The 26,164-nt window shown below is 59.0% G+C and carries 24 protein-coding genes; 9 read left to right on the forward strand and 15 right to left on the reverse strand.

Going from position 1 to position 26,164, the window contains the following annotated elements; all coding sequences use genetic code 11:
* Positions 1–50 precede the first annotated feature (50 nt).
* From UR504_RS09535 to UR504_RS09550, 4 genes are all read right to left on the reverse strand, one after another.
* Positions 51–2,240 carry a replication endonuclease gene (locus UR504_RS09535; protein WP_320739650.1) on the reverse strand — a complete coding sequence of 730 codons (2,190 nt, stop codon included), beginning with the start codon at positions 2,238–2,240 and terminating at the stop codon, positions 51–53.
* Between the two features lies 1 nt (position 2,241).
* Positions 2,242–2,463 carry a TraR/DksA family transcriptional regulator gene (locus tag UR504_RS09540; protein WP_048028939.1) on the reverse strand — a complete coding sequence of 74 codons (222 nt, stop codon included), beginning with the start codon at positions 2,461–2,463 and terminating at the stop codon, positions 2,242–2,244.
* On the reverse strand, positions 2,463–2,690 hold the full coding sequence (locus UR504_RS09545) for a DUF2732 family protein (RefSeq protein ID WP_271369508.1): 228 nt from the start codon (positions 2,688–2,690) through the stop codon (positions 2,463–2,465). The genes UR504_RS09540 and UR504_RS09545 overlap by 1 nt, the downstream gene beginning before the upstream one ends.
* A 68-nt stretch (positions 2,691–2,758) precedes the next feature.
* Positions 2,759–3,097: a DUF5347 domain-containing protein gene (locus tag UR504_RS09550; RefSeq protein WP_274240929.1), complete on the reverse strand. Its 339-nt coding sequence runs from the start codon at positions 3,095–3,097 to the stop codon at positions 2,759–2,761.
* Positions 3,098–3,291: 194 nt separating this feature from the next.
* On the opposite strand from UR504_RS09550, the gene UR504_RS09555 reads away from it, so the two are divergent.
* Complete coding sequence (locus UR504_RS09555) at positions 3,292–3,900, forward strand: phage repressor protein CI (RefSeq protein WP_414464877.1); 609 nt, start codon at positions 3,292–3,294, stop codon at positions 3,898–3,900.
* A gap of 282 nt (positions 3,901–4,182) precedes the next feature.
* Positions 4,183–5,352 (forward strand): DNA repair protein, encoded by a 1,170-nt coding sequence (locus UR504_RS09560; RefSeq protein ID WP_111964916.1) that lies wholly within the window; start codon positions 4,183–4,185, stop codon positions 5,350–5,352.
* Here the strand turns inward: UR504_RS09560 and UR504_RS09565 are convergent, their stop codons facing one another.
* The gene (locus tag UR504_RS09565; RefSeq protein ID WP_274240930.1) at positions 5,353–6,117 is read right to left on the reverse strand and encodes a siderophore-interacting protein; all 765 of its coding nucleotides are present in this window, start codon (positions 6,115–6,117) and stop codon (positions 5,353–5,355) included.
* A 147-nt stretch (positions 6,118–6,264) separates the two neighbouring features.
* Between UR504_RS09565 and UR504_RS09570 the strand changes: the two genes are divergently transcribed.
* Entirely contained in the window at positions 6,265–6,759 is a 495-nt protein-coding gene (locus UR504_RS09570; RefSeq protein ID WP_274240931.1) for a PadR family transcriptional regulator, read from the forward strand.
* On the opposite strand, the gene UR504_RS09575 is transcribed toward UR504_RS09570, so the two are convergent.
* Both UR504_RS09575 and UR504_RS09580 read right to left on the reverse strand, forming a co-directional pair.
* Positions 6,756–8,315 (reverse strand): methyl-accepting chemotaxis protein, encoded by a 1,560-nt coding sequence (locus tag UR504_RS09575; protein ID WP_136195059.1) that lies wholly within the window; start codon positions 8,313–8,315, stop codon positions 6,756–6,758. The two genes, UR504_RS09570 and UR504_RS09575, sit on opposite strands and share 4 nt — an antisense overlap.
* A 337-nt stretch (positions 8,316–8,652) precedes the next feature.
* On the reverse strand, positions 8,653–10,173 hold the full coding sequence (locus UR504_RS09580; protein ID WP_302236758.1) for a PAS domain-containing methyl-accepting chemotaxis protein: 1,521 nt from the start codon (positions 10,171–10,173) through the stop codon (positions 8,653–8,655).
* 436 nt (positions 10,174–10,609) lie between these two features.
* On the opposite strand from UR504_RS09580, the gene ygjG reads away from it, so the two are divergent.
* Positions 10,610–11,989 (forward strand): putrescine aminotransferase, encoded by a 1,380-nt coding sequence (ygjG, locus tag UR504_RS09585; RefSeq protein WP_168708009.1) that lies wholly within the window; start codon positions 10,610–10,612, stop codon positions 11,987–11,989.
* A 39-nt stretch (positions 11,990–12,028) separates the two neighbouring features.
* On the opposite strand, the gene UR504_RS09590 is transcribed toward ygjG, so the two are convergent.
* Positions 12,029–12,631 (reverse strand): helix-turn-helix domain-containing protein, encoded by a 603-nt coding sequence (locus UR504_RS09590; protein WP_302236764.1) that lies wholly within the window; start codon positions 12,629–12,631, stop codon positions 12,029–12,031.
* A 42-nt stretch (positions 12,632–12,673) separates the two neighbouring features.
* Between UR504_RS09590 and UR504_RS09595 the strand changes: the two genes are divergently transcribed.
* Together UR504_RS09595 and UR504_RS09600 are read left to right on the forward strand one after the other, a co-directional pair.
* Positions 12,674–13,360: a B3/4 domain-containing protein gene (locus UR504_RS09595; RefSeq protein WP_302236767.1), complete on the forward strand. Its 687-nt coding sequence runs from the start codon at positions 12,674–12,676 to the stop codon at positions 13,358–13,360.
* 12 nt (positions 13,361–13,372) lie between these two features.
* Positions 13,373–14,221, forward strand: a complete 849-nt coding sequence (locus UR504_RS09600) for a dihydrodipicolinate synthase family protein (protein ID WP_302236771.1) — start codon at positions 13,373–13,375, stop codon at positions 14,219–14,221.
* 54 nt (positions 14,222–14,275) lie between these two features.
* Here UR504_RS09600 and lsrG read toward each other — a convergent pair whose 3' ends face one another.
* Genes lsrG through lsrA form a run of 6 tightly spaced genes read right to left on the reverse strand, consistent with a single transcriptional unit; the run spans position 14,276 to position 19,961 of the window.
* Complete coding sequence (gene lsrG, locus UR504_RS09605; RefSeq protein ID WP_008503162.1) at positions 14,276–14,569, reverse strand: (4S)-4-hydroxy-5-phosphonooxypentane-2,3-dione isomerase; 294 nt, start codon at positions 14,567–14,569, stop codon at positions 14,276–14,278.
* Positions 14,566–15,453, reverse strand: coding sequence for a 3-hydroxy-5-phosphonooxypentane-2,4-dione thiolase (gene lsrF / locus UR504_RS09610; protein ID WP_302236773.1), 888 nt, complete (start codon positions 15,451–15,453; stop codon positions 14,566–14,568). Before lsrF ends, lsrG begins: the two co-directional genes overlap by 4 nt.
* Positions 15,454–15,464: 11 nt before the next feature.
* Positions 15,465–16,466, reverse strand: coding sequence for an autoinducer 2 ABC transporter substrate-binding protein LsrB (gene lsrB / locus UR504_RS09615; RefSeq protein ID WP_302236775.1), 1,002 nt, complete (start codon positions 16,464–16,466; stop codon positions 15,465–15,467).
* 1 nt (position 16,467) lies between these two features.
* Positions 16,468–17,445, reverse strand: a complete 978-nt coding sequence (gene lsrD / locus UR504_RS09620) for an autoinducer 2 ABC transporter permease LsrD (protein ID WP_302236778.1) — start codon at positions 17,443–17,445, stop codon at positions 16,468–16,470.
* Positions 17,446–18,477 carry an autoinducer 2 ABC transporter permease LsrC gene (gene lsrC / locus UR504_RS09625; RefSeq protein WP_302236781.1) on the reverse strand — a complete coding sequence of 344 codons (1,032 nt, stop codon included), beginning with the start codon at positions 18,475–18,477 and terminating at the stop codon, positions 17,446–17,448.
* The gene (gene lsrA, locus UR504_RS09630; protein WP_302236989.1) at positions 18,474–19,961 is read right to left on the reverse strand and encodes an autoinducer 2 ABC transporter ATP-binding protein LsrA; all 1,488 of its coding nucleotides are present in this window, start codon (positions 19,959–19,961) and stop codon (positions 18,474–18,476) included. Before lsrA ends, lsrC begins: the two co-directional genes overlap by 4 nt.
* A gap of 215 nt (positions 19,962–20,176) precedes the next feature.
* Here lsrA and lsrR point away from each other — a divergent pair, with 215 nt between their 5' ends.
* The 3 genes from lsrR to UR504_RS09645 all read left to right on the forward strand — a co-directional run bounded on the left by lsrR (position 20,177) and on the right by UR504_RS09645 (position 24,969).
* Entirely contained in the window at positions 20,177–21,148 is a 972-nt protein-coding gene (lsrR, locus tag UR504_RS09635) for a transcriptional regulator LsrR (protein ID WP_003862617.1), read from the forward strand.
* 33 nt (positions 21,149–21,181) lie between these two features.
* Positions 21,182–22,762 carry an autoinducer-2 kinase gene (gene lsrK / locus UR504_RS09640; RefSeq protein ID WP_302236786.1) on the forward strand — a complete coding sequence of 527 codons (1,581 nt, stop codon included), beginning with the start codon at positions 21,182–21,184 and terminating at the stop codon, positions 22,760–22,762.
* 185 nt (positions 22,763–22,947) lie between these two features.
* On the forward strand, positions 22,948–24,969 hold the full coding sequence (locus tag UR504_RS09645) for an NADPH-dependent 2,4-dienoyl-CoA reductase (protein WP_302236788.1): 2,022 nt from the start codon (positions 22,948–22,950) through the stop codon (positions 24,967–24,969).
* On the opposite strand, the gene rlmG is transcribed toward UR504_RS09645, so the two are convergent.
* Complete coding sequence (gene rlmG, locus UR504_RS09650; protein WP_302236790.1) at positions 24,966–26,102, reverse strand: 23S rRNA (guanine(1835)-N(2))-methyltransferase RlmG; 1,137 nt, start codon at positions 26,100–26,102, stop codon at positions 24,966–24,968. The two genes, UR504_RS09645 and rlmG, sit on opposite strands and share 4 nt — an antisense overlap.
* Positions 26,103–26,164 lie beyond the last annotated feature (62 nt).

The following is a 26,164-nucleotide window of genomic DNA, read 5'->3' on the forward strand; positions in this document are numbered from 1 at the left end:
GAAGCGAAAAATCAGAACTACTCACGGTATGTGCATGATATCGATGGAGATTAGCGTGCTCTCAGAGCGAACAGATCTGATAAATGCCCAATACGTTCAAGGATTTTCCGCGCCTTGTGCTGATAAGAACGCGCTGCCGGAAAGAGCGTTCCGTCAGCTGCGCCTCTGCACCATTTGTCGTTAAAGCGGCTAACGCCGCCCGCCATAAGATGCAGGGCCTCTGCGCGGCTGATGGCGATTCCGGTGGCGAGCCAAACCTCATCAATCACTTTCTCCGGGACCCCGTTCTGCAGATCCCGCTCGTAGACAAAGGGCGCCGCTGCGCTGGGTCGTATGTGCCTGATGCGCTCGGTTAATGCCCGTCTCGCACGCCGGTTAAGGGGTTGAGAGAGATCGCTCAGCGTACAGTTATTGACAGAACTCCGAGAAGGCGCTGTTACATTCTCAGGCTCCTGGGCCCGCTTCGGCACAATTTTCCACTGCGTCAGGCGGGTTAAAACCGGGCTGCCCGCGCCGAAGGCGGAATCGTACACGCCGCGGATGCGGACCGTTTCTTCGCCGTACTGGTTAAACCCGGTACCCGGCTCATACAGCGTGCGCACCTGTAAATCATCGCGACGCACAAACGGACCGCCCTGTGCAGTGACGTAACCCGCCCAGTCACCGGCGTCGGCAGCCTCATGGACTGCAGCAAACTCGACGCTCAGACCGCGCGCGGCCTCAGCGTCTGCCAGTCGGCGCAGCTCGCGGTAGACCGTTACCGGCGCGCCGCCGATGAACTGAAACTGGCGAATGTGCCAGCGCCCCGCCCAGGCCGATACGGAGGACGCCGTCTCCTTCAGCAGCCCGCCGCTTTCGTTATCGGTCTCACCATCGAGCGCATAGCCGTCGATATTCTTTGAGATGTATTTGGCGATATAGCCGGTAGCGCTGCCTTTCTGCGGATCGATCGCGTCCGCGTGAAAGCGCGCCTGTCTGGCGCTTTCGCTCTGCAGCTCAGCGGCATCCTCCTGCCGCGCGTAGTCCCCGATAATCCGGCGAACACATTCGACATCTTCCGGCAGCATAAACATCAGCATGTGCCAGTGGGGCGTACCGTCATGATGGGGTTCCGCAACGCGGATACCGAAAATACGGATCCCATCACGGTGGAGCTTTGCGCGGATGCGCGCCCACTGCCGGGTGAGGTAGCCTTGCGTCTCCGCCGGACTGGCCCCGTTCCACTTCGCGTTGGGGTAACCTGATTTCAGCGTCGCGTGATACTGCGCGGGCGCGGTTAAGGTATAGAACTCGCCCACGTAGCCCAGCGCCTCACAGATATTTTCAAACCCGCGAATGCGGGTCATCAGTTCACAGCGGCGTATCGCCGGGTTGGCCACCGAGCTATCGAATTTTTCAATCAGGCTGATGCGGTTGCCCTCTTCATCTTCCAGCTCCACGCCCTTGAGAAATTCGCGGGTGCGGCGCTTCTGTTCGCGCCACTCGGTCACGCAGCGTTTGCTCGCATACGCCGTTCTCTTTTTGCTGACGTTGCCAAGGGCAATCTGCAAATGCTCGCGCCAGGCAGCCGCGATCCGACGTAAACGCCCGCGCCACCACGCCTCGGAAAACATCCGCATCACCGCGGCGGCAACATCGTCTTTGTTGAAAAATGTCTTCGACACCCGCTCCCAGTGGGGAGGCGACACGTTGAACTGTCGGGCGATCAGTCCGGCGCGCTGATACCAGACGTACAGCGTCTGGTATTCGCCCATTTCAGCATCGTTAATATTCGCCAGCTCGCCGCGAATAAAGCTGGCGACATCTGCGGCCAGCAGGTCGATGTCCGCGCGGGACATATCCGGAATGCGGTTATAGCGGGCAACCAGTTCAACCATCCGCGAGGCGAGGTATTGCAAAAGCTGAGTGTCGAAATGGCCGTCGAACACGGCCCTGGAGACTTCCTCGTGCAGTCCTGTGCAGGCATAGCGATCGGAGACCCGCCGCAGGCGAGGTAACATCCTTTTGCAGAAGCGGATCAAAAAGGCGTTAGCCTGGGGATTGCCCCGATGCTGTTCGAGGGCGTCAACGGCGCGCCAGACCTCAAAACGCACGCAGTCAGGCTGCTGTGAGAGAACCATTCTTGCCTGCTGCAGCGCCGCGAAGAAGCGATCGCGACGCTGCTGCTGGGCATGGGTAAGATAAGGGCTGGCAATGGCCGACCGCGGTGCATTCCACGGATAAGCGAATGACGTAGCCAACTCACCCTCCCCGGACGTGTTTATTTTTCATCTCCGCGATCTCCTGACAGGTGACGCACAGGGCCACGCCGGGCACCGCCATACGGCGCGCCTGTGGTATTGGAGCCTCGCACTCCTCGCAGAAGAAACGCGAAGGCGATGCGGGTCGTCTGCGGGCGCTATTAATGTGGCGCTCTCTGTCTTCCTGCTCGCGCGCCTGGGCAAGATCGATAAAATCGGCCATCAGTGCAGCTCCTGGGATTCACGCTCGTAGCGAGCCGCCTCGTGGCACAGCAGTTCGGCAACGTCTTCTCCGCTCATGCCGGTTTTGTAGATCTGGCTTGCCAGCGCTTCCAGACGCAGGGAGACCGCAAGGGCGCGCGCGCATCGTTCCTCTGTTTTTGCCTCTGCCAGCAGGCGTTTCAGTTCTTCACTTCCGATTGGATAAGGGCGGTTTTCACTGTGTCGCATCACGCGTTCTCCTTAAATTCAGGCAACAGGGTGCCCGGCGGGTTTACGCCATTCGTTTTTGGGTTGGGTTACAACGGCATGGTCAGCCGTTCAGGAAATAAACTCACAACAGCACGAAAATGATTCATCGCGGTAATTAGCGCTCTTTTCTCCTCTGTGGTCAGCTCGCTGATATCGCACTCATGACGGGCGACGGGTAATCTCGCCAGGAAAAAGAGAGCGGCCAGCGCCCTGCTGTTCTCCTCAAAAAAGGGATCGCGCTTATCGCGCATGTCGGCCATAAACCGCGCCAGCTCTTTCCCGCTATCGCTCCCGAAGCGGGCGCGCAGTTCAGCGATGTGGTTAAGCCCGCTAAGACGCGCCCCCACGCTTAGTGGAACCCTTGCACTGGCAGCTTCTATCGCCATATCTCCCCTCGCATAAATATATGCACGCTAATGCGTTCAAAACGGGCAGAGCACGGCTTTTTCCGCCGTTTGAGGATTGCGATTTCGGAAGCCATGCTGCATGATTCCCATTTTGATAATGCCTGCAATCATTAGCCTCAGTTTGCCAACGTCTGCCGCTGATTGCCCGAATTTGCAATGATACTAATACCCAAATGAGTATTAGTAAACACCCAAAGGAATATATTTTGATATTAGATTCTCAAGTGAATAATGAAGAATTGCTCGATAGAATCTGTCAGGTATATGGTTTTACGCAGAAAATCCAGCTGGCCCGACACTTTAATATCGCCGCCAGCTCGCTTCAGAACCGCTACGCGCGCGGTACCATCTCTTACGACTTTGCGGTTCAGTGTGCGCTGGACACTGGCGCCAGCCTCCGCTGGCTGATGACCGGCCAAGGTGCGCAGTTTGCAGGAAACCCCGCCCCGGGCGATCCCGTTTCGGTTTCGACATTCACACTCAGTGACGGGAGGCTGGAAGAAAATTCCATTTTGAGTATCGACTCTGCTTTCTTTAGCAAACCGCTGGCACGCGGAATCGCCGTCCGCACGGAGGGGAAGCTGCACTTTATCGAAAAAGAGGCGTCGTTAACCGACGGCCTGTGGCTGGTTGAGATTGAAGGCACCGCGAGCATCCGCGACCTGACGCTGCTGCCGGGGAAAAAACTTCACGTGGCGGGCGGCAAGGTTCCGTTTGAATGCGGCATCGACGAGATAAAAACAGTGGGTCGCGTGGTGGGAATTTATAGCGAGGTTAGCTGAGGCCGGGTCGGTTGCATTCGCCACCAAAGATGAGGCGCTTGCTTTCGGGTAGGACACGGTAAAACCCGTGGCAGGGGAAAAAGAGGATCGATGCACATTAACAGGGCTGGTGAACGTGTGGTATTACGCTTTATTGGGTTTACCCCATAGTGAGAGCAACATCCATCAGCTAATTAAAGAAATCCCCCATCGCGCCGATCATCATCCGTGTGTATTATTTCCTGTAGCTTTTACAACAACTAACCTTAACTCAAATACTTAAGCGCCAAAGCGAAAGGCATCATGAGCACACCGATCAAACGGCTAGAAATCATTAAAAATGCCATTGAGCTGGAAGATGACGACATCATCCAGAGCCAGCTGACACGCCTGAAAAATGAAGCGTTTGACGATGAGCTACAGGCAATCGTCGTGGCGCTTGAGGGAAAAAACTACACCGAGGCTATGGCGGCCATTACCGCCTGGCTGCAGGGTCAGCGCGCCGTGACCCAGTGGCGCGATCCGCAGGTGGCGGCCAGCAAGCTAGAGCTGAAGGCGCTGGAAGAGCGCCTACGCGATCTGATTGACCGCCGCAACGCCCGTGTGCAGCAGCTTGATGAATTCAACGATCTCTATTTCTCCCGCCTCGGGCCGTTGATGCAGCAGATCCTCGCCCTGCGTAAAACGCTGGCCGAGCTTAACCTGCGTCGTCAGCAGGCGGAAGCGCGTCGTCGCGAGGAAGATTACCGTCGCTGCCAGCGCTATATGGCGCAGGCGGTAGAAGTACTGGCGACGCTTACCCAGCGCTGGCGCGATCTCCCGGCTGACTCCGTGCAGGCAGCCGAGGCGCGTAAACATCTGGAGCAGCAAAGTAATCTCATCGCCAACCTGCTGGCCGAAGCGCTGGAGCTGGAGAGCGGCTTAACGCGTGAAGAAGAGCCTGCGCGTCAGGCTCGCGACGAGGCCAACGAAGAGTACGAGAAGTATCGCGAACAGCATCACGATGCCGAAGTGCGGCTGCGTAAAGGAAAGCATCTTTCGGAAGAAGATCAGAACGAACTCAAGCGTCTCTGGCGGCAGGCGAGCAAGCTCTGCCACCCGGATCTGGTGGCGGACGATCTGAAAGAAGAAGCCAACAACATGATGGTGCAGCTTAACCAGGCGAAGCAGCGCGGCGATGTGAAAGCCATTCGCTCGTTGGTGGCCCGCCTGCAGCAGGGCTTCGAGCCATTGATGGCAAGCGACAGGCTGAACGATCTGGAACGTATCCGCAAAAAAATGGCGCAGGTCCGCGAGCAGATCGACATTTTAGTGAATGAGCTGGCGGAGCTGGAGAAAGAGGAGTCCTGGCTTCTGGTCTCGTCGCTGAGCAATATGGAAGCGTACTTCGCTCAGCAGGAGAAAGCGCTGCACGAGGTCCGCGCCTCGCTCGAACATCAGGTGAGCGAAGCGCAGCTGGATTCAGCAGCCTGATTATTTGGCGTGCCAGTATGCGCTGGCACGCACCAGCTGTGGATCAATCGCGTCGGCTTCAAACTGACGGCTCAGCCTTTTCACCACCTTCCCTTCCCCGGTCAGCCAGATAAAATAATCGTCCCCCGGAACGGTCAGCGCAGCCAGATGATCTGCGACTGCCTGCTCGCTGTGGCCCACCACCCAGGTGATGTTGAACTCGCTCAGGTGCGCCAGATAGTCCTTATAGGATTCATCCCCAACCGTCACGACCGCGTGAACGTCCGGGCGAACCGGCAGTTGCGCAATGCTTTCTAAGCGTCGACGCAGCGCGGGCATACCGGACTCATCGCACACGTACAGCTGCCAGGCGTAATCCTCCGGCACCACCAGCGAGCCGCGCGGGCCGCCGATGGTCAGCTTGTCTCCCGCTTTCGCCTCAATCGCCCAGCTGCTGGCAATACCGCCGTCATGAATGAAGAAATCGAGAACCAGCTCATGATTTGCCTCGTCGTAGAGCGGCGTATAGTCTCGCGCCTGCGGACGCACGCCGTCGCCCCAGTCGATGCCTTCTTCGGTAACCACCGGCGGCACGAACGCCGCCCCGGGTGCCGGGAAAAAGACTTTGGTATGGTCGTCGAAACCGCGGGAGCTAAAGCCCTCCAGTGCCTCGCCGCCTAAAACAATGCGCTGGAAACCCGCGCTGGCGCGCTCAACGCGGAGCACCGTCAGCTCGCGAAAACGCAGGTCATTACGAACGCGCTGTGGGTAACGGGTAGTTGCCATTTTTAGCCCCTTCTCTGGTGAATACGATATATCTAAATCAATTTTCAAATGATAATGATTACTAATAAGTAAAAATGCAAGATCTTTTAGATTGCATCTGAATATATCTTAGATATAGTTTAGATATATCAAAATGAAGGGCATACTATGCGACACGAACATGAGGGCGGCGGGCGGCGGCCGCGCTTTTTCGGCCACGGCGATCTGCGGCTGGTGATTCTGGATATCCTGACCCGCAACGCGAGCCACGGCTACGAGCTGATCAAAGAGATCGAGAACCTGACCCATGGGAATTACACCCCGAGCCCAGGGGTCATCTATCCAACCCTGGATTATCTTCAGGATCAGACGTTTATCACCATTACGGAAGAAGAGAACGGTCGCAAGAAGATTGCGATTACCGCTGAAGGACAACGCTGGCTGGACGAAAACCGGGAACAGCTGGAACAGATCCAGGTGCGTATCAAAGCGCGTTCTGTCGGTTTTCAGCTACGCAAAAACCCGCAGATGAAGCGGGCGCTGGATAACTTCAAAGCGGTGTTAGACCTGAAGGTGAATCAGGGAGAGCTCAGCGACGCGCAGCTCAAGCAGATTATCGGCGTAATCGACCGCGCGGCGCTGGAGATCTCCCAGCTGGATTAAGCCGGTGCGTGCTCGCTCACGCGGAAGACGCGTACCAGCTCTTTCAGGTGCATCGCCTGTTCATTAAGCGATGCTGCCGCCGCGACGGACTCCTCCACCAGCGCGGAGTTCTGCTGGGTGGTGGCATCAATCAGGCCAATCGCGCTGTTAATCTGCGAGATACCTTCCGTCTGCTCGTGGCTAGCCTGGCGGATTTCCCTCAGAATCACGTCCATCTCTTCTACGTTGCCGACCATCCCGTTGATCAACGCACTCGCTTTTTCAACCAGGTTCATCCCGTCCTGGGTCTGGCTGGTAGAGCTCTCAATCAGCTCGCGGATTTCGCTGGCAGACGACGCGCTCTTCTGGGCAAGCTGACGCACTTCACCGGCGACCACCGCAAAACCGCGACCGTGCTCGCCGGCGCGCGCCGCTTCCACCGCCGCGTTCAGCGCCAGAATGTTGGTCTGGAACGCAATGGCGTCGATCAGGTCGATAATGTCGGACATCCGGTTGGACGTCTCGTTAATCAGGCGCATTTTGCTGGTCACCTGCTTCATCATCTCACCGTTGTTTTTGACCACCGTGGCGGCATCAGCCGAGAGGTTGGTCGCTTCCCCGGTATGCGAGGCGGTATTTTTCACCGTCGCGGTGATCTGCTCCATCGAGGCGGCGGTCTGTTCAACGGAGCTGGCCTGCTCTTCCGTGCGCGCGGCCAGATCCTGATTCCCGGCGACAATCTGCGCGGCTGCGCTGGAGATATTCTCCGAGCCGGTTTGCACCTGCTGCACAATGTCCAGCAGTCGCGTTTTCATCTCCATCAGCGCGTGCAGCAGCAGACCCGTTTCGTCTTTACCGTGTGGCGTGATGCTGCCCGTGAGATCGCCCTCAGAAATGGCTTTTGCAAAATGCACCGCCTCGCCGAGCGGACGAGTAATAGCGCGCACGATAAACCAGCCGATCAGGCTGCCTGCCCCGACGCTAAAGAGCGTGAGCAGGATCAACAGCAGGCGGTTAGACCGGAAATCCCCTTCCACCTGCGCGCCAGCGCTCTGCATCTCGCTGTTTTGAATGGTAATCAGCTCCTTCACCTTCGCTTTATAAGCCTGCTGCACGGCGAGGGTAGTGGTCATCATCTCCTGAATAGCGCCCGCACGATTGTTGTTCTGCACCGCCTGCAAAATGCGGTAGCGCGAGTCCAGATACTGCTGGCGCACGCTGCGGATCTCCGCCAGCACCTGCTGAGACTTTTGATCCTGCAACGCGGTGTTCAGCTCTCCCAGGATCACCGTGATATGCTCGCTGATCTCTTTCAGGCGCTGCTGAGATTGCCCAGTGTAGGTGCCCTGCTCGTCCAGCAGCATCAGCTGTTGAGTGCTAATAAATTCCTGGAAGTTATCAATTAACTGGTTCGCTTTTACCGTGGTCGGATAATCACTGGTAATAATGGATTGCATCCCGTTATTAGCCCGGTTCAGACTCAGCAGAGACAGGCTCGCGCTTATCGCCATCAGGACAATAAAGAACCCAAACGCCAGAAATAATTTCGTGCCGATCTTTACGTCATGTAAGAACATATTTTCTCCATCGATGTGATTATTTCTCAGACGATCGCTGTTATCGGTAACGATTTCGCTAACTTTATGAGTTTGATCGTTTTTTTATTTCATAACCCACACAATGGATAGGTAGAGGCTATTAATATTGCCCCATTGATCGTTACCAGACCACCAGAGAGGCATTTTTCAAAATAGCCTTCTGGATAATTGACTTAGGCAGGGATAAATAACTGAGGTAATTTCTTTAGTTATTTAATATTAGATTAACAATAAAATACATTAATAGTCACAAGCAGAAAATAAAAAGCCGTTTATTCCTTACGAAATAAACGGCTTTTTTTGGAACATTACTGGCTCAATGAAGCACAGTCACCGCATCCTTGAGACGTCCGGCGCGGTGCTTCACCATCGCAGAAATGTGTGCGCTCTCCTCGACCAGGTCGGCGTTTTTCTGCGTAATGCTGTCGAGTTCAGCCACCGCGCGGGTCAGCTCAGAGAGTCCGGTTGCCTGCTCGGAGGTCGCGTGGCTGATCTGGGCGATAAGCTGCGTCACGTTTTTCACCTGCACAACAATATCATCCATCGTACGGCCTGCGGCATGCACCTGCTCAGAGCCGGACTGCACCTTGCTGGCGCTGGCATCAATGAGTTTACGAATATCATTCGCGGCACTGGCGCTGCGGCTGGCGAGATGGCGGACTTCGCCCGCGACCACGGCAAAACCTTTGCCCTGCTCGCCTGCCCTAGCCGCTTCAACCGCCGCGTTCAGCGCCAGAATATTGGTCTGGAAAGCGATGTCGTTAATCAGGGAGGTAATTGAGCCAATTCGCTGCGTGCTGTCGGCAATATCATCCATCGTTTTAACGACGGTCTGCATCGCATTGCCTCCTTTTGTCGCCGCGCTGCTCGCGGCCACGGAGAGTTTGTCCACCTCGGCGGCGGTTTCGGAGTTACTCTGAACGGATGCGGCCATCTGATTCATTGTCGCGACGGTCTGCTGCACGTTCGCTACGGTCTGACGCGTCCGATCGTTCAGCTCTTCATTTCCCTGCGCCAGCCTGTCGCTGCCGTCACGGACGCTAACCACCTGGCTCGACACGTCATTAATCAACCAGCGGCACATCAGGCCAAGCTGCCCTACCGCGCGCAGCGTCAGCCCCAGCTCGTCGCTGCGGTTCAGATGCTGCACGCTGTTGCGCTCACCGGTTGCGACCTTCAGCGCCTGTCGAGCCACATTCTCTACCGGGCGGACAATCTGTTGCTCAAAGAGCAGCGTCCCCAGCAGCATCACCACCGCAGCAGCAACGAGCGGCATCCACCCGGCGGAGGTCGCCGCCAGGGTGGAGGCGAGTAGGGCAAAGAGCACCGCCATCACGCTGCGCACGCGCCAGCGCAGCGGCATAGCAGGCAGTTTGCCCAGCCAGCCTTTTCCAACCACCAGCCCCTTGTGCACACGTTTCTTACAGCTCCCGTCGTTGAGCGCCCGGTAGAGCGGTTCCACGGTGGCAATTTCTTCCGCCGTGGCTTTGGTGCGGATGGACATATAGCCCGTGACCTGCCCGTGGCGCACCATCGGCACTGCGTTAGCACGCACCCAGTAGTGATCGCCGTTTTTGCGCCGGTTTTTAACAATCCCACTCCACGGTTCGCCCTGCTGCAGCGTGTACCACATATCGGCAAACGCGGCTTTTGGCATGTCGGGGTGGCGTACCAGGTTGTGCGGCTGGCCCGTCAGCTCATCAAGCTGGTAGCCGCTCACCTGCACAAAAGTGTCGTTGGCGTGAGTGATGTAGCTGTGGACGTCTGTGGTAGACATTAAGGTGGTGTCATCGTCCAGAGGATATTCATTCTGGGTGACATAGGTTGGAGAGGACATCGTGGGCATCCCTTGCAGGTTATTTGAATGTTAATTTTGTGGGTCAATGTTTTTTCGGCGGTAAACAATTTATCTTTAGTTGTTAAACTTGATGAAGATCGCAGATTTCACTTAAACCATACTTTTTGTACGAATTTATAATTCATTGATTTCAAATACTTTCACAAAGAAATTACCTATAAAGCATGACCAGTTAACGCCCACTTAAGTTGCACCGAATGCACTTCTTTAGTGCAGTTGCGCTTTTTCGCCCCCATTTATCCTTATCTGTCTTGTACCGCTAAATCCCGTTTCGGTTGCTTCGGCATGATTAAATATTGTGCAACATTATTTTAACCTGGCGTTTATCCCGATTTTCGTTAAGGCATCTGAAGTGGCGTAATCCCTGCAATACTTAAACCAGTATCATGTGATACGCGATCCCCGGGAGCACATTTTGAACAGGTTACCTTCCAGCGCCTCGGCTCTTGCCTGTACCGCGCACGCACTGAATCTCATTGAGAAGCGAACGCTTGATCATGAGGAGATGAAACAACTTAACCGAGAGGTCATCGATTACTTTAAAGAGCACGTCAATCCAGGGTTTCTGGAGTATCGCAAATCTGTTACCGCCGGCGGGGATTACGGAGCCGTAGAGTGGCAAGCGGGGAGTCTTAACACGCTTGTCGACACCCAGGGACAGGAGTTTATCGATTGCCTTGGTGGTTTTGGTATCTTCAACGTGGGGCACCGTAATCCAGTTGTGGTTTCCGCCGTACAGAATCAACTTGCGAAACAACCTCTCCATAGCCAGGAACTGCTCGACCCGCTTCGCGCCATGCTCGCGAAAACGCTGGCGGCCTTAACGCCCGGCAAACTGAAATACAGCTTCTTTAGCAACAGCGGCACGGAATCGGTCGAAGCGGCGATAAAGCTCGCCAAAGCGTACCAGTCGCCGCGCGGGAAATTCACCTTTATCGCCACCAGCGGCGCGTTCCACGGTAAATCCCTGGGCGCACTGTCCGCTACCGCCAAATCCACCTTCCGCAAACCGTTTATGCCGCTGCTGCCGGGCTTCCGCCACGTGCCGTTCGGCGACATTAACGCCATGCGCACCGTGCTGAGTGAATGCCGTAAAACCGGCGATGACGTGGCGGCGGTGATCCTGGAGCCGATTCAGGGTGAAGGCGGCGTGATCCTCCCTCCGCAGGGCTATCTGCCTGCCGTGCGTCAGCTGTGCGATGAGTTTGGCGCGCTGCTGATCCTCGACGAAGTCCAGACCGGGATGGGGCGCACCGGCAAGATGTTTGCCTGCGAGCACGAGAACGTGCAGCCGGACATACTGTGTCTGGCGAAGGCGCTTGGCGGCGGCGTGATGCCGATTGGCGCGACGGTTGCTACGGAAGAGGTGTTCTCGGTGCTGTTCGACAACCCGTTCCTGCATACAACCACCTTTGGCGGTAACCCGCTGGCCTGCGCAGCGGCGCTGGCGACCATCAACGTGCTGCTGGAGCAAAACCTGCCCGCGCAGGCGGAGCAGAAAGGCGACATGCTGCTGGACGGCTTCCGTCAGCTAGGCCGGGAGTATCCGGATCTGGTGCAGGATGCGCGTGGTAAAGGGATGCTGATGGCAATTGAGTTTGTCGACAACGAAATCGGCTACAGCTTTGCGAGCGAGATGTTCCGCCAGCGGGTGCTGGTGGCCGGAACGCTCAACAACTCGAAGACTATCCGCATTGAACCGCCGCTGACGCTGACGATTGAGCAGTGCGAGCAGGTGCTGAAAGCGGCGCGTAAAGCGCTGGCAGCGCTGCGGGTGAGCGTGGAAGAGGCGTAAAAAATCACCGGGCCTACAGGCGTTTGTAGGCCCGGTTTTTTAGCGGTGAAATTCCGCCACCGTCATGGTGAAGCGAAGCACGGTATCGCCCTCATTGGCGTAGCCGTGCGCCGCTTCCGTTTTCGCCACAGCCGATGCGCCAGCGTTAACCTGGGTTACCGTCTCATCCACCGTCAGCGTTAAAACGCCTTCGTTCACGTGCAACAGCTCAAAGGTTCCCGCCGGGTGCCCCGGAGAGGTAAAACGCTCCCCCGGCTGCATCTCCCATTGCCATAACTCAATCATATCCGGGCCTGCCGTTCCCGCCAGCAGTCTGGCGCGTCCACCCTGTTCGCCCTGCCACAGCACCGGAATAGTCTCTTCTTCGATAACATGCACCAGCGGCTCGCTGGAGACGTTAACGATATCCGCCACTGAGATACCGAGCGCGGCAGCCACTTTGCACAAGATGGCGATACTGGGGTTGGCTGCGCCCTTTTCGATCTCTACCAGCATGCCTTTACTGACGCTTGCGCGGCGGGACAGCTCGTCCAGAGATAGCTTTTTCTCTTTGCGCCAGTTGCGTATGCGGTTCGCGACGGCCAGGCTTACCTGGGCAACATCGGCCCCGTGCGCAGTCATTATATTGACTTTATCAGTCATTGGTCACTACCATGGTATAAAACAGTCAATACAGGATTATTTATGTCTCTCGTTACGCCGTCAATAGACTCACGTCTTGCCGGGATTGCCCCAGGCTTTCGGGTGCTGAGCATTCTGGTTGAAGCTGCGCCAATTACCCACCCGGAGGTGGCGGCTGCCGCGCTGGCGCAGGCCTGCCAGCAGATGATTAATGATGATGTGCCCTGGGCTGATGCACACCTTTCAGGCTGGGATGACGTGTTTAAAGCCTTCGGCGCGAAACCGAAACGCACGCCCTGCTCGGCATCCGCCCTGCGTAAGCGGGTCCTGAAAGATGGCTCGCTGCCGCCGCTGGATCCGGTGGTGGATATCTATAACGCGGTGAGTATTCGCTACGCCATTCCGGTCGGCGGAGAAAATCTCGCGGCTTATTCGGGCACGCCGCGTCTGACGCTTGCCGACGGCAGCGAGCCATTTGATACCATCAAAGAGGGACAGCCGGTGGTGGAACATCCGGAACCGGGCGAGGTTATCTGGCGCGACGATACTGGCGTTACCTGCCGCCGCTGGAACTGGCGCCAGGGGATACGGACGCGCCTTGATAGCCAGGCGCAATCCATGTGGTTTATTCTTGAAAGCCTGCCGTCGATGCCGCTTGCGGCGCTGGAAGAGGCAGGAGATGAGCTGGTCAACAACCTGCAGCGGCTGATGCCGGGGGCCACGGCTCAGGTTCAGATGCTGACGCTGTAAGAGGACAACACGATGTTTTACGGGTTAAGCGCTTTTCCGTTAACGCCCCTGAAAGAGGGGACGTTTGACGAGCAATCCTTCATCAATCTTCTGCGCCCCGTGGTCGACGCTGGCGTGGATTCTCTGGGCATTCTCGGCTCAACGGGAAGCTATGCCTATCTGACTGTAGAAGAGCGCGGTCGGATCGCACGCTGCGCGGTGGTGCATGCTGATGATATTCCGGTCATCGTCAGCATTGGCGCACACCGGCTGGACGATATACTGCGTCTGGCTGACGACGCGCAGGCGGCAGGTGTCTCCGGCGTGCTGATGGCCCCCGTGTCCTACCAGCGATTAACGGAAGACGAAGTGTTTAATCTCTATGAAACGGTGACCCGCCAGCTCTCCATACCGTTGTGCATTTACGATAATCCGGCCACCACCGGGTTTGCGTTTAGCGATGAATTGTTATTTTCCGTCGCGGCCCTGCCGAATGTGGGATCCATTAAGCTTGGTCGCGTGCCGGAAGACCTGTCGCAGGTACGCGCCCGTCTTCCTGAGACAGTCACGCTGGGCATCGCCGGCGACTGGCGAGCGGCCTCTGCCCTGCAGGCCGGGTTTGACGTCTGGTACTCGGTGCTCGGCGGATTGTTCCCGCAAACAGCGCTGGCGATTGCCCGTTCGAAAGAGACTGCCCAATCCGAGCGATTAGAGCCACTGTGGGAATTGTTCCGTCACTACGGCAGCTTACGGGTTATCGCGGCGGCGGCAGAGATGATGGGAAAAGTGGCTGCACCTGCGTTGCCGTTCCCGTTGCAGGCGGTTCAGGGTGAGCCGCGTGAAGCGCTCGCGAGATTACTTGCCCATCTGGAGCTGGTTTGAAAAATGCCGGGTGGCGCTGCGCTTACCCGGCCTACAACACTTTTATAACGCCTGTTACTCCGGCAACAGCCCAACAAAGCTGCGCTTTTTACGCGGCTCCGACATCAGCTCCTCAAGCTTGTCCACGCACGCCAGATAGTGCGGGGTTTGCTTGTGTGCCAGCACCGCCTCTTCGTCTTTATAGGCTTCGTAGATAAAGAACCGGGTTTTTACCCTCGGGTCCTGCAATACGTCAAAACGCAGGTTCCCCGGCTCCTGGATTGCGCCCTCGTGGTTGGCGCGAAACACTTCCAGAAACTCGTCTACCCGCTCGGGCTTAATGTTGATTTCCACCAGCGTCACGTTCATTTTGCTTCTCCCTGTTTCTTTTCCTGCCAGAACTGGAACGCATCGCGGGCATTCCAGCTCTCGTGAACCACTTTTTTCACCGCCTTCAGCATGGCGAGCGGCGCGCTGGACTGGAAGATGTTGCGCCCCATGTCCACGCCGGATGCCCCCTGGTCGATCGCGCGCCAGCACATCTCCAGCGCCTCGTGCTCAGGAAGCTTTTTGCCCCCGGCGATGACGATCGGCACCGGGCAGCTGGCGGTCACTTTTTCAAAACCCTCATCCACGTAGTAGGTTTTGACGAACTGCGCCCCCATTTCGGCGGCGATGCGGCTTGCCAGCGAGAAATAGCGCGCGTCGCGCGCCATCTCTTTCCCCACGCCCGTTACCGCCAGCGTCGGCATGCCGTAGCGCGCCCCTGCATCGACAAGCTTGATGATGTTGTTGATCGACTGATGCTCAAACTCGCTGCCGATGTACACCTGCGCCGCCACCGCGCAGACGTTCAGGCGCAACGCGTCTTCCATCGCCACCGCCACGCACTCGTTGGAGAGTTCGCCCAGAATCGAGTTACCGCCGGAGGCGCGCAGAACCACCGGTTTGTTCGTCGCGGCGGGTACCTGGCTCCTGAGGATGCCGCGGGTGCACATCAGCACGTCGGTTTCACCAAACAGCGGCGCGATGGAGAGATCGATACGCTCAAGGCCAGTGGTTGGCCCCTGAAAATAGCCGTGGTCAAAGGCCAGCATCACCGTGCGGTTGCTGTTTGGGTTAAAGATGCGCGCCAGCCGCGACTGCATGCCCCAGTCCAGCGAGCCGCAGCCCTTCAGCGTGAACGGCACATTCTGCTGCGGCGTGCCGATGCCAAAATCCTTGCCGTCTTTGATGTCGTCTAAATCAGCCATTTGCTCCCCCGTCAGAAATCGTATTTGCTGATGTTCTCTTTGGTGAACACCACCCGCTCCGGCAGCAGCACGATGCCGTTGCCCTTCGCCTCATACTGGTAGCCCTGCACGCTGTTCGGCTCGACCTTCAGCGCCCCGATGTTTTTTACGTCAACGCTGTCGCCGACGTTAAGATCGCCTTTTTTAAGCAAACGATCGGCGACATTGACCGCAATTTTGCCCTGTTGCACCACGTCCCACAGGCCGAAGGCCTTCACCGTGCCGCGCTCAACGTACGGGCGCATCACGTTCGGCGTGCTAAACCCGACAATCGCCACCCCTTCCAGCTTCAGGTTTTCCGCGGCCTGCGCCGCGGCCGGCAGCGCGTTGGCGTCCGGGGCAATAATCGCATCCAGATCCGGGTAGGCTTTTAAGATCCCTTCGGCGGTTTGCAACGATTTGGTGGCGTCGTTATAGCCAAACTGGGTCGTTACGATCTGCCACTGGGGGTGATCTTTCTCTATTTTGGCCTTCGCCTCTTTCACCCACTGGTTCTGGTCGGTGACGGTCGGGCTTGAGTAGAAGAACGCCACTTTCGCGTTCGGTTTGGTGACCTGCTTGCCCGCCATCTCCACCAGCAGACCGCCCAACTGTTCCGGCGTCCCCTGGTTGATGTAGATGCTGCGGCACTCCGGCCTGGTGTCAGAATCCCAGGTCAGGACCTTGACGCCGCGCTGCATCGCGCGCTTAAGCGCCGGACACAGCCCGTCCGGCGACACGGCGGAGACGATAATGGCGTTATAGCCCTGGTTGACGAAGTTATTGATGAGCTGCACCTGGCCGGAAACGCTCGGCTCGGTCGGGCCGTCGTAGGTCACGTCCACGCCAAGATCTTTCCCCGCCTCTTTCGCGCCGTTGCCGCCGCTGGTGAAGAAGCCCACGCCCACCAGCTTCGGGATAAAGGCAATGCGGTCCGCCGCCTGCGCCGAAGCGAAGCTGAGGGCCATTGCCAGGACGAGCAGTTTTGTTTTCATCTTACGCTCCGGATAGTTTTCTAAAGAGAGAACGCACCCACTCGCGGTGCAGACTCAGCGAACGTCCCATCACCACCACAACCAGCAGCGCCCCTGACAGCGCGCTCGACACCTGGTTGGGGATACCGACCATCTGTAAACCCTGCTGCAGATAGCCCACCAGCAGCGCCGCCAGCGCCGTACCGACAACCGAACCTGAACCGCCGTAGATATTGGCTCCGCCGAGCACGGCGGCGGTGAGCGCGGGCATCAGTAAATCGCGCCCAAGATCCGAACGTGCGGAGCCGAAATAGGAGACCATGACCAGCGCGGCAATCGCGGAGGCAACGCCCACCAGGCCGTACAGCGCGTAGGGCATACCGTTTACCGACAGCGCCGCATAGCGCGCCGCACGCGGATTTTGGCCAATCAGGAACAGATGACGGCCAAAGCGCCCCCGGTGGGTAATGAGCCAGAAGAAGACGGTGATTACCGCGAACAAGACCAATGGGATCGGCAGGCCCAACACCGTGAGGTTAGCGAACGCCGTGAAGCCGTCCGGGAAACCGCTGATTCCCTCGTAGCCCGTGGCCCCCGCCATGCCGGAGAGCAGCAGCGCCCCGCCGCCGTAGAGGTAGAGCGTGCCGAGGGTGATAACCAAAGGGCTGATGCCGGTGTAGTGGATCAGCGCCGCATTCATCAGCCCGCACAGCAGGCCGAGCAGCAGCGTCAGCGGAATGGCGACCGCCATCGGCCAGCCCGCCTGCATCATCACCCCCAACGCGATGGCGCACAGGCCGATGGTCGAGCCGAGGGAGATATCGATCCCGCCGCTGATAATCACCAGCGTGAGCGGCAGCGCCACAATACCGATGCAGATGAAGTCGCTGGTGCTGAAAAGCAGCATGTTGATATCGAGCATGCGCGGGTTGATGGCGCCAAAGAGCAGGATCTCCAGCACCAGCAAAATCAGCAGCGCGCTTTCCCAGTTAAGCCTCATTTACGCCACCTCTTTTTTACGTTTGGGAAAGGGGGTGACGTGCTTTCCCCCTTTGTTACCCGGCTGGAAACGACCGTACTTCAGCGCCCGCTGATGCCGCGCCAGCGCCTGGCGCAGACGCCCGTCGAGCACCAGCACGCCCAGCAGCACCAGCCCGGCGATAAAGTCGTTCCACCAGGCAGGAAGCCTGAACAGCACCAGCACGGTGTCGATTTGCGTCAGGAAGAACGCACCGAGCAGCGCGCCAATCAGCGTCCCCGTGCCGCCCAGCAGCGAAATACCGCCGAGCACGCAGGCGGCGATGGCCTTCATCTCCAGCCCGCTGCCGGTCTGGTTGGGCACAAAGCCAATCTGCGCGGCAAAGACGATCCCGGCGCAGGCCGCCAGCATGCCGTTGAGGGTGAAGGCGATCATGCGGGTGCGGTTCACCGCCACTCCCAGCTGGCGCGCGGCGGCGAGGTTATCCCCCACCGCGTAGAAATCACGCCCGAACGCGGTGCGCGACAGCGTCCACGCGCCTGTGGCCGCGATGGTCAACACCACCATGCCAAGGGGCGATACGCCGATTGCCGCAGGCTCAGAGAGGGATTTCAACCCCGGCGGCAGCCCTTCAATCCACTTTCCGCCCGTCCAGAGCAGCATCGCCCCGCGGTACAGCCCCAGCGTGCCGAGGGTGGCGACGATCGCCGGAATGCGCAGCCCCACCACCAGAAAACCGTTGAATGCCCCGGCCAGCGCCCCGATCGACAGTGCGAAGAGAATGGAAACGGGCAGGCTGTAGCCGCTGTTCAGCGCCACGCCGACGGCAATGGCGGACAGCCCGACTGTCGAGCCGACGGACACGTCGATATTGCGGGTCAGCATCACCAGCGCCGCACCGATAGCCAGCAGGATCAGGATCTGTGAGCTGGCGAAGATCATCCCCAGCGTCTGCAGGCTGAAGTAAGAGGGATTCAGCGCCACCAGCACGGCGAACAGCGCCAGAATGGCGAGAAACGCGCTCAGCTCGCGGTTTTTCAGTAAGGTCTTCATGATTGCCCTCCGAACGCCAGCGCCATCATGCGATCGAGGCTGACGGCGTGGCGCGGCAGTTCGCCGCTGAGCACGCCCTGGTGCATCACCAGCACGCGGTCCGCGAGGCCCGGAAACTCATCGAGATCGCTTGAGATCATCAGCACCGCCACGTTCTGCGCCGCCACGCTTTTGATAAGCTGGTAGATATCGGCGCGCGCCGAGACGTCCACGCCGCGCGTCGGCTCGTCGACGATCAGCAATAACGGGTTGGCTTCCAGACAGCGTGCAAGCAGCACCTTCTGCTGGTTGCCGCCGGAGAGCGTGCGCACGGTTTGATCCGCATGGTTGAGCTTGATCCCCAGCGCCCGGTGATAGCGCTCCACTACCGCGGACTCTCTTTTCCGCTGCTGCCAGAGCGACGGCTCGTTCAGCGCCACGGTGTTCCAGCGGATCGGCGCGTCGAGGAACAGGCCGGATACCTGCCTGTCTTCCGGCAGGTAAACCAGGCCTTTTTCCAGCCGCAAACGCACCGGCTCGTTGGCGATCTCCTGGTTCTCCAGCCAGATGCGTCCCCCGCGTACCGGCCGCAGGCCGTAGAGGGTTTCGGCAAACTCGGTGCGCCCGGAACCCACCAGCCCGGCCAGGCCGACGATCTCCCCGGCGTAGATCTCAAGGCTCAGATCGATAAACCCTTCTCCGGTCAGGTCCTCTACCCGCAGCACCGGAAAATCCTGCGGCTGGGTGCGGCGGTTGCCCGGCAGCGCCAGCCACAGCTTTTGCGTATCGCTCAGGGATTTCTCGCGGCTCACCGGCGTCATGGCGGCGATCAGGGCGCTATCGTCAAACTGCGCGGTTTCGCCGCTCAGCACCACCGCGCCGTCGCGCATCACCGAGACGTGGCTCGAAAGCACGCGAATTTCCGGCAGCTTATGGGAGATAAAGACGATCCCGACGCCGAGTGCCTGCAGGGCGCGGATCTGACGAAACAGCCGTTCGGTTTCGCCCGGCGTGAGGGAGGCCGTGGGCTCGTCGAGGATCAGGATCCTGGCGTTGCGCATTAATCCGCGCAGGATCTCCACCATCTGCTGATCCGCCACCTCCAGGGTGCTGGCGGCGGCGTCGAGGTTGAGCTGGCACTGCAGCTGCTCAAGTTTCTCCGCCAGCCTTTTTTCCAGATCGCGTTCGCGCGGCAGGCGGAACAGGATGTTTTCCCGCACCGTAAGGTTGGGGAACAGCAGCGGCTCCTGCGGCACCAGGTAAATGCCGAGCCTGTGCGCCTGCACGGGCGTCAGCCGCGCATATAACTGCCCCTCGACGGAAAGTTCACCGCTGTCCGGCGTCTCGACCCCGGCGATGATCTTCATCAGCGTCGATTTTCCCGCGCCGTTTCCGCCCATCAGCGCGTGCACCTGACCCGCAAGCAGCGTGAAATCAATGCCTTTCAGAACCGGCACGCCTGAGAACTGCTTGCTGATATTCCGCGCGTCGAGAAGTGGTGTCATCATCGCTCCGCTATTGAACAAATGATTTTTAGATTTAATAATGTTCAAAAGCGTAGACGGTGAACTATATTTACAACCGTGCAGGGATCACAGTTTTATCGATTGAGATTCAGATAAACCAGAAACGATCGAAATGATCCGTTTTGTCGCGTGGCTCACACTTTCCCTCTGCGTCATCACGAACATATGATCTAAATTTTTATAAGAGTTCAACTATGAGCGATAAACGCACTGCGGAAGAAGGACGGTTTGCCGGGCTGGCGCTGGCGGAAGAGGAGCTGGTGGCGCGCGTGGCCTGGTGCTACTACCACGACGGGCTGACCCAGAACGATATCGGCGAGCGGCTCGGGCTGCCGCGTTTGAAGATTTCTCGCCTGCTGGAAAAAGGCCGTCAGTCCGGGGTGATCCGCGTGCAGATTAACTCCCGCTACGAGGGATGCCTGGCGCTGGAAACCGAGCTACAGCAGCGCTTTGGCCTGAAGCTGGTGCGCGTGATGCCCGCCCTGAATACGCCGCCGATGAACGTGCGGTTAGGCATTGGCGCGGCGCAGTCGCTGATGGGCGTGCTGGAACCCGGCCAGCTGCTGGCGGTGGGGTTCGGTGAAACCACCATGAGCAGCCTGCAGCACCTGAGCGGCTTTATCAGCTCGCAGCAGATCCGCCTCGTGACGCTCTCCGGCGGCGTCGGGCCATATATGACCGGTATTGGACAGCTGGACGCCGCCTGCAGCGTCAGCATGATCCCCGCCCCGCTTCGCGTGTCTTCCGCCGAAGTGGCCGGGATCTTAAAACGCGAAACCAGCGTGCGGGACGTGATCCTCGCGGCCACCGCCGCCGACGTCGCGGTGGTGGGTATTGGTTCAGTGAACCAGCGCCGTGATGCCACGATCCTGCGCTCCGGCTACATCAGCGAAGGTGAACAGCTGATGTACGCCCGCAAAGGCGCGGTCGGCGACATTCTCGGCTATTTCCTCAATGCCGAAGGCGAATGCGTTGAGGAGCTGGAGATCCATAAAGAATTACTCGGCGTCTCGCTTGATGAGCTGGCGCAGCTGCCCACCATCGTTGGCGTGGCCGGCGGGGAAGAGAAAGCCGATGCGATTTATGCCGCACTGAAGGGTCGCCGTATCAATGGCCTGGTGACGGAAGAGACGACAGCCCGCGCGGTGCTGGCTCTGGCCAAATGAGAGCCCGCCCTGCGCTAACAGCGAGGCAAGCTCATGAGTTACCTTTTAGCGTTAGATGCAGGGACAGGCAGCGTTCGCGCCGTTATTTTCGATTTACAGGGCAACCAGATTGCCTTCGGTCAGGCCGAGTGGAAGCACCTGAGCGTTGAGAACGTGCCGGGGTCGATGGAGTTCGACCTCGAGACCAACTGGCAGCTGACCTGCAGGTGCATTCATCAGGCGCTGGAGCGTGGGCACCTGAGCGCGACAGATATTCAGTCCGTCGCCTGCTGTTCAATGCGCGAAGGGATCGTGCTGTATGACCGCAACGGCGAGGCCATCTGGGCCTGCGCTAACGTCGACGCCCGCGCCAGCCGCGAAGTGGCCGAACTCAAAGAGATCCACGATGACCGTTTTGAATCCGAAGTGTATGAGGTTTCTGGCCAGACGCTGGCGCTGAGCACCATGCCGCGCCTGCTGTGGCTGGCGCACCATCGTCCGGATATTTACCGCAACGCCGCGACCATCACCATGATCAGCGACTGGCTGGCGGCGAAGCTCTCCGGCGAGCTGGCGGTCGACCCGTCTAACGCGGGCACCACCGGCATGCTGGATCTGTTTTCCCGCGACTGGCGTCCGGCGCTGCTCGACATGGCCGGGCTGCGCGCCGATATCCTCTCCCCGGTGAAAGAGACCGGCACCGTACTGGGTGCTATAAACCGGGAGGCCGCGCTGCAGAGCGGCCTGCGCGAAGGCACGCCGGTGGTGATGGGCGGCGGCGACGTGCAGCTGGGCTGCCTGGGGCTGGGCGTGGTCCGCGCCGGACAAACGGCGGTACTGGGCGGTACCTTCTGGCAGCAGGTGGTCAACCTGCCGCAGGTGCGCACCGATCCTGAGATGAACATCCGCGTGAACCCACACGTCATTCCCGGCATGGCGCAGGCGGAGTCGATCAGCTTCTTTACCGGGCTGACCATGCGCTGGTTCCGCGACGCCTTCTGCGCGGAGGAAAAGCTGATTGCCGATCGTATGGGGATGGACACCTACTCCCTGCTGGAAGAGATGGCGAGCCGCGTGCCGGCGGGTTCCCACGGGGTGATGCCGATCTTCTCCGACGCGATGCATTTTAAGCAGTGGTACCACGCCGCGCCGTCGTTTATTAACCTCTCCATCGACCCGGAAAAATGCAACAAAGCGACGCTGTTCCGCGCCCTGGAGGAGAATGCGGCGATCGTCTCGGCCTGCAACCTGGCGCAGATTTCGCGCTTCTCCGGCGTAACGTTTGAAAGCCTGGTGTTTGCGGGCGGCGGTTCCAAAGGCGCTCTGTGGAGCCAGATCTTAAGCGACGTCACCGGCCTGCCGGTGCGCGTGCCGGAAGTGAAAGAGGCGACGGCGCTCGGCTGCGCGATTGCGGCAGGTGCTGGCGCGGGGCTGTTCGCCGATATGGCCTCGACGGGCGAACGGCTTGTGAAGTGGAGCCGCGAGTTCACGCCAAACCCGGCGCACCGCGAGCTGTACGACAGCATGATGCAGAAATGGCAGGCGGTATATGCGGACCAGCTCGGGCTGGTGGACAGCGGACTGACCACGTCGATGTGGCAGGCTCCGGGGCTGGTACGGGCAGCAGCGCCGTAAATAACGCCGGATGGCGCTACGCTTATCTGTCCTGGGGATTTGTAGACCCGGTAAGCGCAGCGCCACCGGGGAAGTTCTTTGAGATCTATCACAATCATTCGATCCCGCTTTTACCTTTCCGCTGCCGCTGGCTAAATTAGTAACTCATCCGACCACATAACAATAATTTTACACTGGAAGAGACTATGAGCCGCTACCCGTCGTTATTCGCCCCTCTCGATCTGGGGTTCACCACACTCAAAAACCGCGTGTTGATGGGCTCGATGCACACCGGGCTCGAGGAGCATCCGGACGGGGCCGAGCGTCTGGCAGCCTTCTATGCCGAGCGCGCGCGCCATGGGGTGGCACTGATAGTCACCGGCGGCGTGGCCCCTTCCCCTTCCGGCGTCGGCATGGAGGGCGGCGCGGTGCTGAACGATGCGTCGCAGCTGCCGCACCACCGCATTGTGACCGACGCGGTGCACAGCGAGGGCGGTAAAATCGCCCTGCAAATTCTGCACACCGGACGCTACAGCTACCAGCCGAATCTGGTTGCGCCATCGGCCATTCAGGCGCCGATTAACCGCTTTAAACCTCACGCCCTCACCCACGACGAGATCCTGGCGCTGATCGACGACTTTGCCCGCTGTGCGGCGCTGGCGCGTGAGGCGGGCTACGACGGCGTGGAGGTAATGGGCTCAGAAGGCTATCTGATTAACGAATTCCTCGCGGCCCGCACCAACCAGCGCGACGACGAATGGGGCGGCGACTATGCCCGCCGGATGCGCTTTGCCGTGGAGGTGGTGCGCGCGGTACGTGAACGTGCGGGTTCGGATTTTATCATCATCTTCCGCCTGTCGATGCTCGACCTGGTGGAAGGCGGCGGCACGTTCGACGAAACCGTGCAGCTGGCGCAGGCGATAGAAGCCGCGGGGGCCACCATTATCAACACCGGCATCGGCTGGCACGAGGCGCGCATTCCGACCATCGCCACGCCGGTGCCGCGCGCGGCGTTCAGCTGGGTAACGCGCAGGCTGAAAGGGAAAGTGTCTGTTCCGCTGGTCACCACCAACCGCATTAACGATCCGCAGGTGGCGGACGATGTGATTTCGCGCGGCGATGCCGACATGGTCTCGATGGCGCGCCCGTTCCTGGCCGATGCCGAACTGCTCTCCAAAGCGCAAAGCGGCCGCGCGGATGAGATCAATACCTGCATCGGCTGTAACCAAGCCTGTCTGGATCAGATCTTCGTCGGGAAGGTCACCTCCTGCCTCGTCAACCCGCGCGCCTGCCATGAAACCAAAATGCCGGTGATCCCGGCGACAGCGAAAAAACGCCTGGCGGTTGTCGGCGCAGGACCTGCGGGCCTGGCGTTTGCGGTGAATGCCGCTTCGCGCGGGCACAGCGTGACGCTGTTTGATGCAGCCGGGGAGATCGGCGGGCAGTTTAATATCGCCAAACAGATCCCGGGCAAAGAGGAGTTTTATGAAACGCTGCGCTACTACCGCCGGATGATCGAACTGACGGGCGTCGAGCTGCGGCTTAACCAGTTTGTCAGCGCGGCGGATCTGACTGATTTCGATGAGGTGATCCTGGCGAGCGGGATCGTACCGCGCACGCCTTCGATCGAGGGTATCGATCATCCAAAAGTGCTGAGCTATCTCGACGTGCTGCGTGACAAAGTACCGGTTGGCGAGAAGGTGGCGATTATCGGCTGCGGCGGGATCGGCTTTGATACCGCCATGTATTTGAGCCAGCCGGGCGAGGCGACCAGCCAGAACATTGCCGAGTTTTGCGTCGAATGGGGCATTGATACCAGCCTCAGCCAGTCCGGTGGCCTGCGCCCGGAAGGGCCGCAGCTGCCGAAAAGCCCGCGCCAGATCGTGATGCTGCAGCGTAAGGCCAGCAAGCCGGGCGAAGGGCTTGGCAAAACCACCGGCTGGATCCACCGCGCTACCCTACTCTCGCGTGGGGTGAAGATGATCCCGGCGGTAAGCTACGAGAAGATCGACGACGAGGGTCTGCACGTCACGATCGGCGGCGAGCCGCAGCTGCTGCGCGTGGATCATGTGATTTTATGTGCCGGGCAGGAACCGAAGCGGGATCTGGCCGACCCGCTGCGCGAGGCCGGTAAAACAGTGCATCTGATTGGCGGGTGCGACGTGGCGATGGAGCTGGATGCGCGGCGGGCGATTGCGCAGGGCACCCAGCTTGCACTGGTTATTTAACGACGACGTCCCAGCTTCACCGACTTCAGCACCACGAACTTATTGTTCGTCGCAATGGTGACGCAGTTGCCGAAAATCTTCTTCAGCTTGTGGAAGTAATCCAGGTGGCGGTTGGCCACGATGTACAGCTCGCCGTTAATCTTCAGGCAGCGGCGCGCGTGGTGGAACATCTCCCACGCGACGTTATCCGTCAGGGCGTGCTTCTGGTGGAACGGCGGGTTGCAGAACACGGCGTTAAAGCGGAACGGCTCTACGCCGGACAGCGCGTTGTTGATCATAAACTCGCAGCGGTCCAGCGCGTCCGGCATGTTGGTTTCCACGTTCAGACGGCTGGAGGCCACCGCCATCGGCGATTCGTCGCTGAACACCACGCTGGCGTCCGGGTTCTTCGCCAGCAGCGTCAGGCCAATCACGCCGTTGCCGCAGCCCAGATCGACAATCTCACCTTCCAGATTTTCCGGCAGATGTTCCATAAAGAAGCGCGCGCCGATATCCAGACCGGTGCGGGAGAAGACGTTCGCGTGGTTGTGGATGGTCCAGTCGGTCCCTTCCAGCGTCCAGCTCAGGGTCTCTGGCGCGTCGGCCAGCTCCGGCGCGCTGAAGGTGCAGTTAATCAGGCGCGCTTTTTTCCACGCCAGCGTGGTGGTGGTTGGGCCGAGGACCTTCTCGAACAGCTCCAGCGTCGAGGTGTGAATATCGCGCGCTTTGGCACCCGCGATGATGCGGGTTTCTGGCGTCACGACCTTACGCAGCGCGCGCAGCTGCTGCTCCAGCAGCGCCATGGTTTTTGGCACTTTGATCAGCACCACGCCCGGCGCCTGCGGGTAGTCCGCGGTGCTGTCGAGGAACTTCACGCTGGACTCGTCGATGTCGTTATGGCGCAGGTTTTCACGCGTCGCCAGTTCGCTAAGGTAGGAATCGCCAATGCTGTAAGGCGTGTGCTCTGCCAGGGCGCAGCCCAGCGCGCCGAAGGCGTCATTCAGGATCAAAACCGGGCCGCGGATTTCAGTCTCATCCAACTGTTGCAGCAGATATTCATCCGCCGCTTCCCACGCCTGAAGCGGGTTAACGTCGTCCGTTTCCGGGAAACGTTTAAGGTTGAGTGAACGGAAACCGTTGTCTAAGTGGCTCATCGGCCCTCCTGAATGGTAAAATTTGGCGTATCCCTGAAAAGGGTGCGTGAGTATACCCGTTT

This window comes from Enterobacter sp. 241F3, assembly GCF_034106785.1.
GTDB lineage: Bacteria > Pseudomonadota > Gammaproteobacteria > Enterobacterales > Enterobacteriaceae > Enterobacter > Enterobacter vonholyi.

Bases quoted from the DNA above. Each gene is read 5' to 3' on its own strand.
- UR504_RS09565 (WP_274240930.1), bottom strand. From the start codon at position 6,117: ATGGCAACTACCCGTTACCCACAGCGCGTTCGTAATGACCTGCGTTTT.
- lsrK (WP_302236786.1), top strand. From the start codon at position 21,182: ATGAGTTACCTTTTAGCGTTAGATGCAGGGACAGGCAGCGTTCGCGCC.
- rlmG (WP_302236790.1), bottom strand. From the start codon at position 26,102: ATGAGCCACTTAGACAACGGTTTCCGTTCACTCAACCTTAAACGTTTC.
- lsrA (WP_302236989.1), bottom strand. From the start codon at position 19,961: ATGACACCACTTCTCGACGCGCGGAATATCAGCAAGCAGTTCTCAGGC.
- lsrG (WP_008503162.1), bottom strand. From the start codon at position 14,569: ATGAACGTGACGCTGGTGGAAATCAACATTAAGCCCGAGCGGGTAGAC.
- UR504_RS09560 (WP_111964916.1), top strand. From the start codon at position 4,183: ATGAGCACACCGATCAAACGGCTAGAAATCATTAAAAATGCCATTGAG.
- UR504_RS09590 (WP_302236764.1), bottom strand. From the start codon at position 12,631: ATGACTGATAAAGTCAATATAATGACTGCGCACGGGGCCGATGTTGCC.
- UR504_RS09555 (WP_414464877.1), top strand. From the start codon at position 3,292: ATGAGTATTAGTAAACACCCAAAGGAATATATTTTGATATTAGATTCT.
- lsrF (WP_302236773.1), bottom strand. From the start codon at position 15,453: ATGGCTGATTTAGACGACATCAAAGACGGCAAGGATTTTGGCATCGGC.
- lsrR (WP_003862617.1), top strand. From the start codon at position 20,177: ATGAGCGATAAACGCACTGCGGAAGAAGGACGGTTTGCCGGGCTGGCG.
- UR504_RS09600 (WP_302236771.1), top strand. From the start codon at position 13,373: ATGTTTTACGGGTTAAGCGCTTTTCCGTTAACGCCCCTGAAAGAGGGG.
- lsrD (WP_302236778.1), bottom strand. From the start codon at position 17,445: ATGAGGCTTAACTGGGAAAGCGCGCTGCTGATTTTGCTGGTGCTGGAG.
- UR504_RS09540 (WP_048028939.1), bottom strand. From the start codon at position 2,463: ATGGCCGATTTTATCGATCTTGCCCAGGCGCGCGAGCAGGAAGACAGA.
- UR504_RS09545 (WP_271369508.1), bottom strand. From the start codon at position 2,690: ATGCGACACAGTGAAAACCGCCCTTATCCAATCGGAAGTGAAGAACTG.
- UR504_RS09595 (WP_302236767.1), top strand. From the start codon at position 12,674: ATGTCTCTCGTTACGCCGTCAATAGACTCACGTCTTGCCGGGATTGCC.
- UR504_RS09575 (WP_136195059.1), bottom strand. From the start codon at position 8,315: ATGTTCTTACATGACGTAAAGATCGGCACGAAATTATTTCTGGCGTTT.
- UR504_RS09550 (WP_274240929.1), bottom strand. From the start codon at position 3,097: ATGGCGATAGAAGCTGCCAGTGCAAGGGTTCCACTAAGCGTGGGGGCG.
- lsrC (WP_302236781.1), bottom strand. From the start codon at position 18,477: ATGAAGACCTTACTGAAAAACCGCGAGCTGAGCGCGTTTCTCGCCATT.
- UR504_RS09580 (WP_302236758.1), bottom strand. From the start codon at position 10,173: ATGTCCTCTCCAACCTATGTCACCCAGAATGAATATCCTCTGGACGAT.
- UR504_RS09645 (WP_302236788.1), top strand. From the start codon at position 22,948: ATGAGCCGCTACCCGTCGTTATTCGCCCCTCTCGATCTGGGGTTCACC.
- UR504_RS09570 (WP_274240931.1), top strand. From the start codon at position 6,265: ATGCGACACGAACATGAGGGCGGCGGGCGGCGGCCGCGCTTTTTCGGC.
- lsrB (WP_302236775.1), bottom strand. From the start codon at position 16,466: ATGAAAACAAAACTGCTCGTCCTGGCAATGGCCCTCAGCTTCGCTTCG.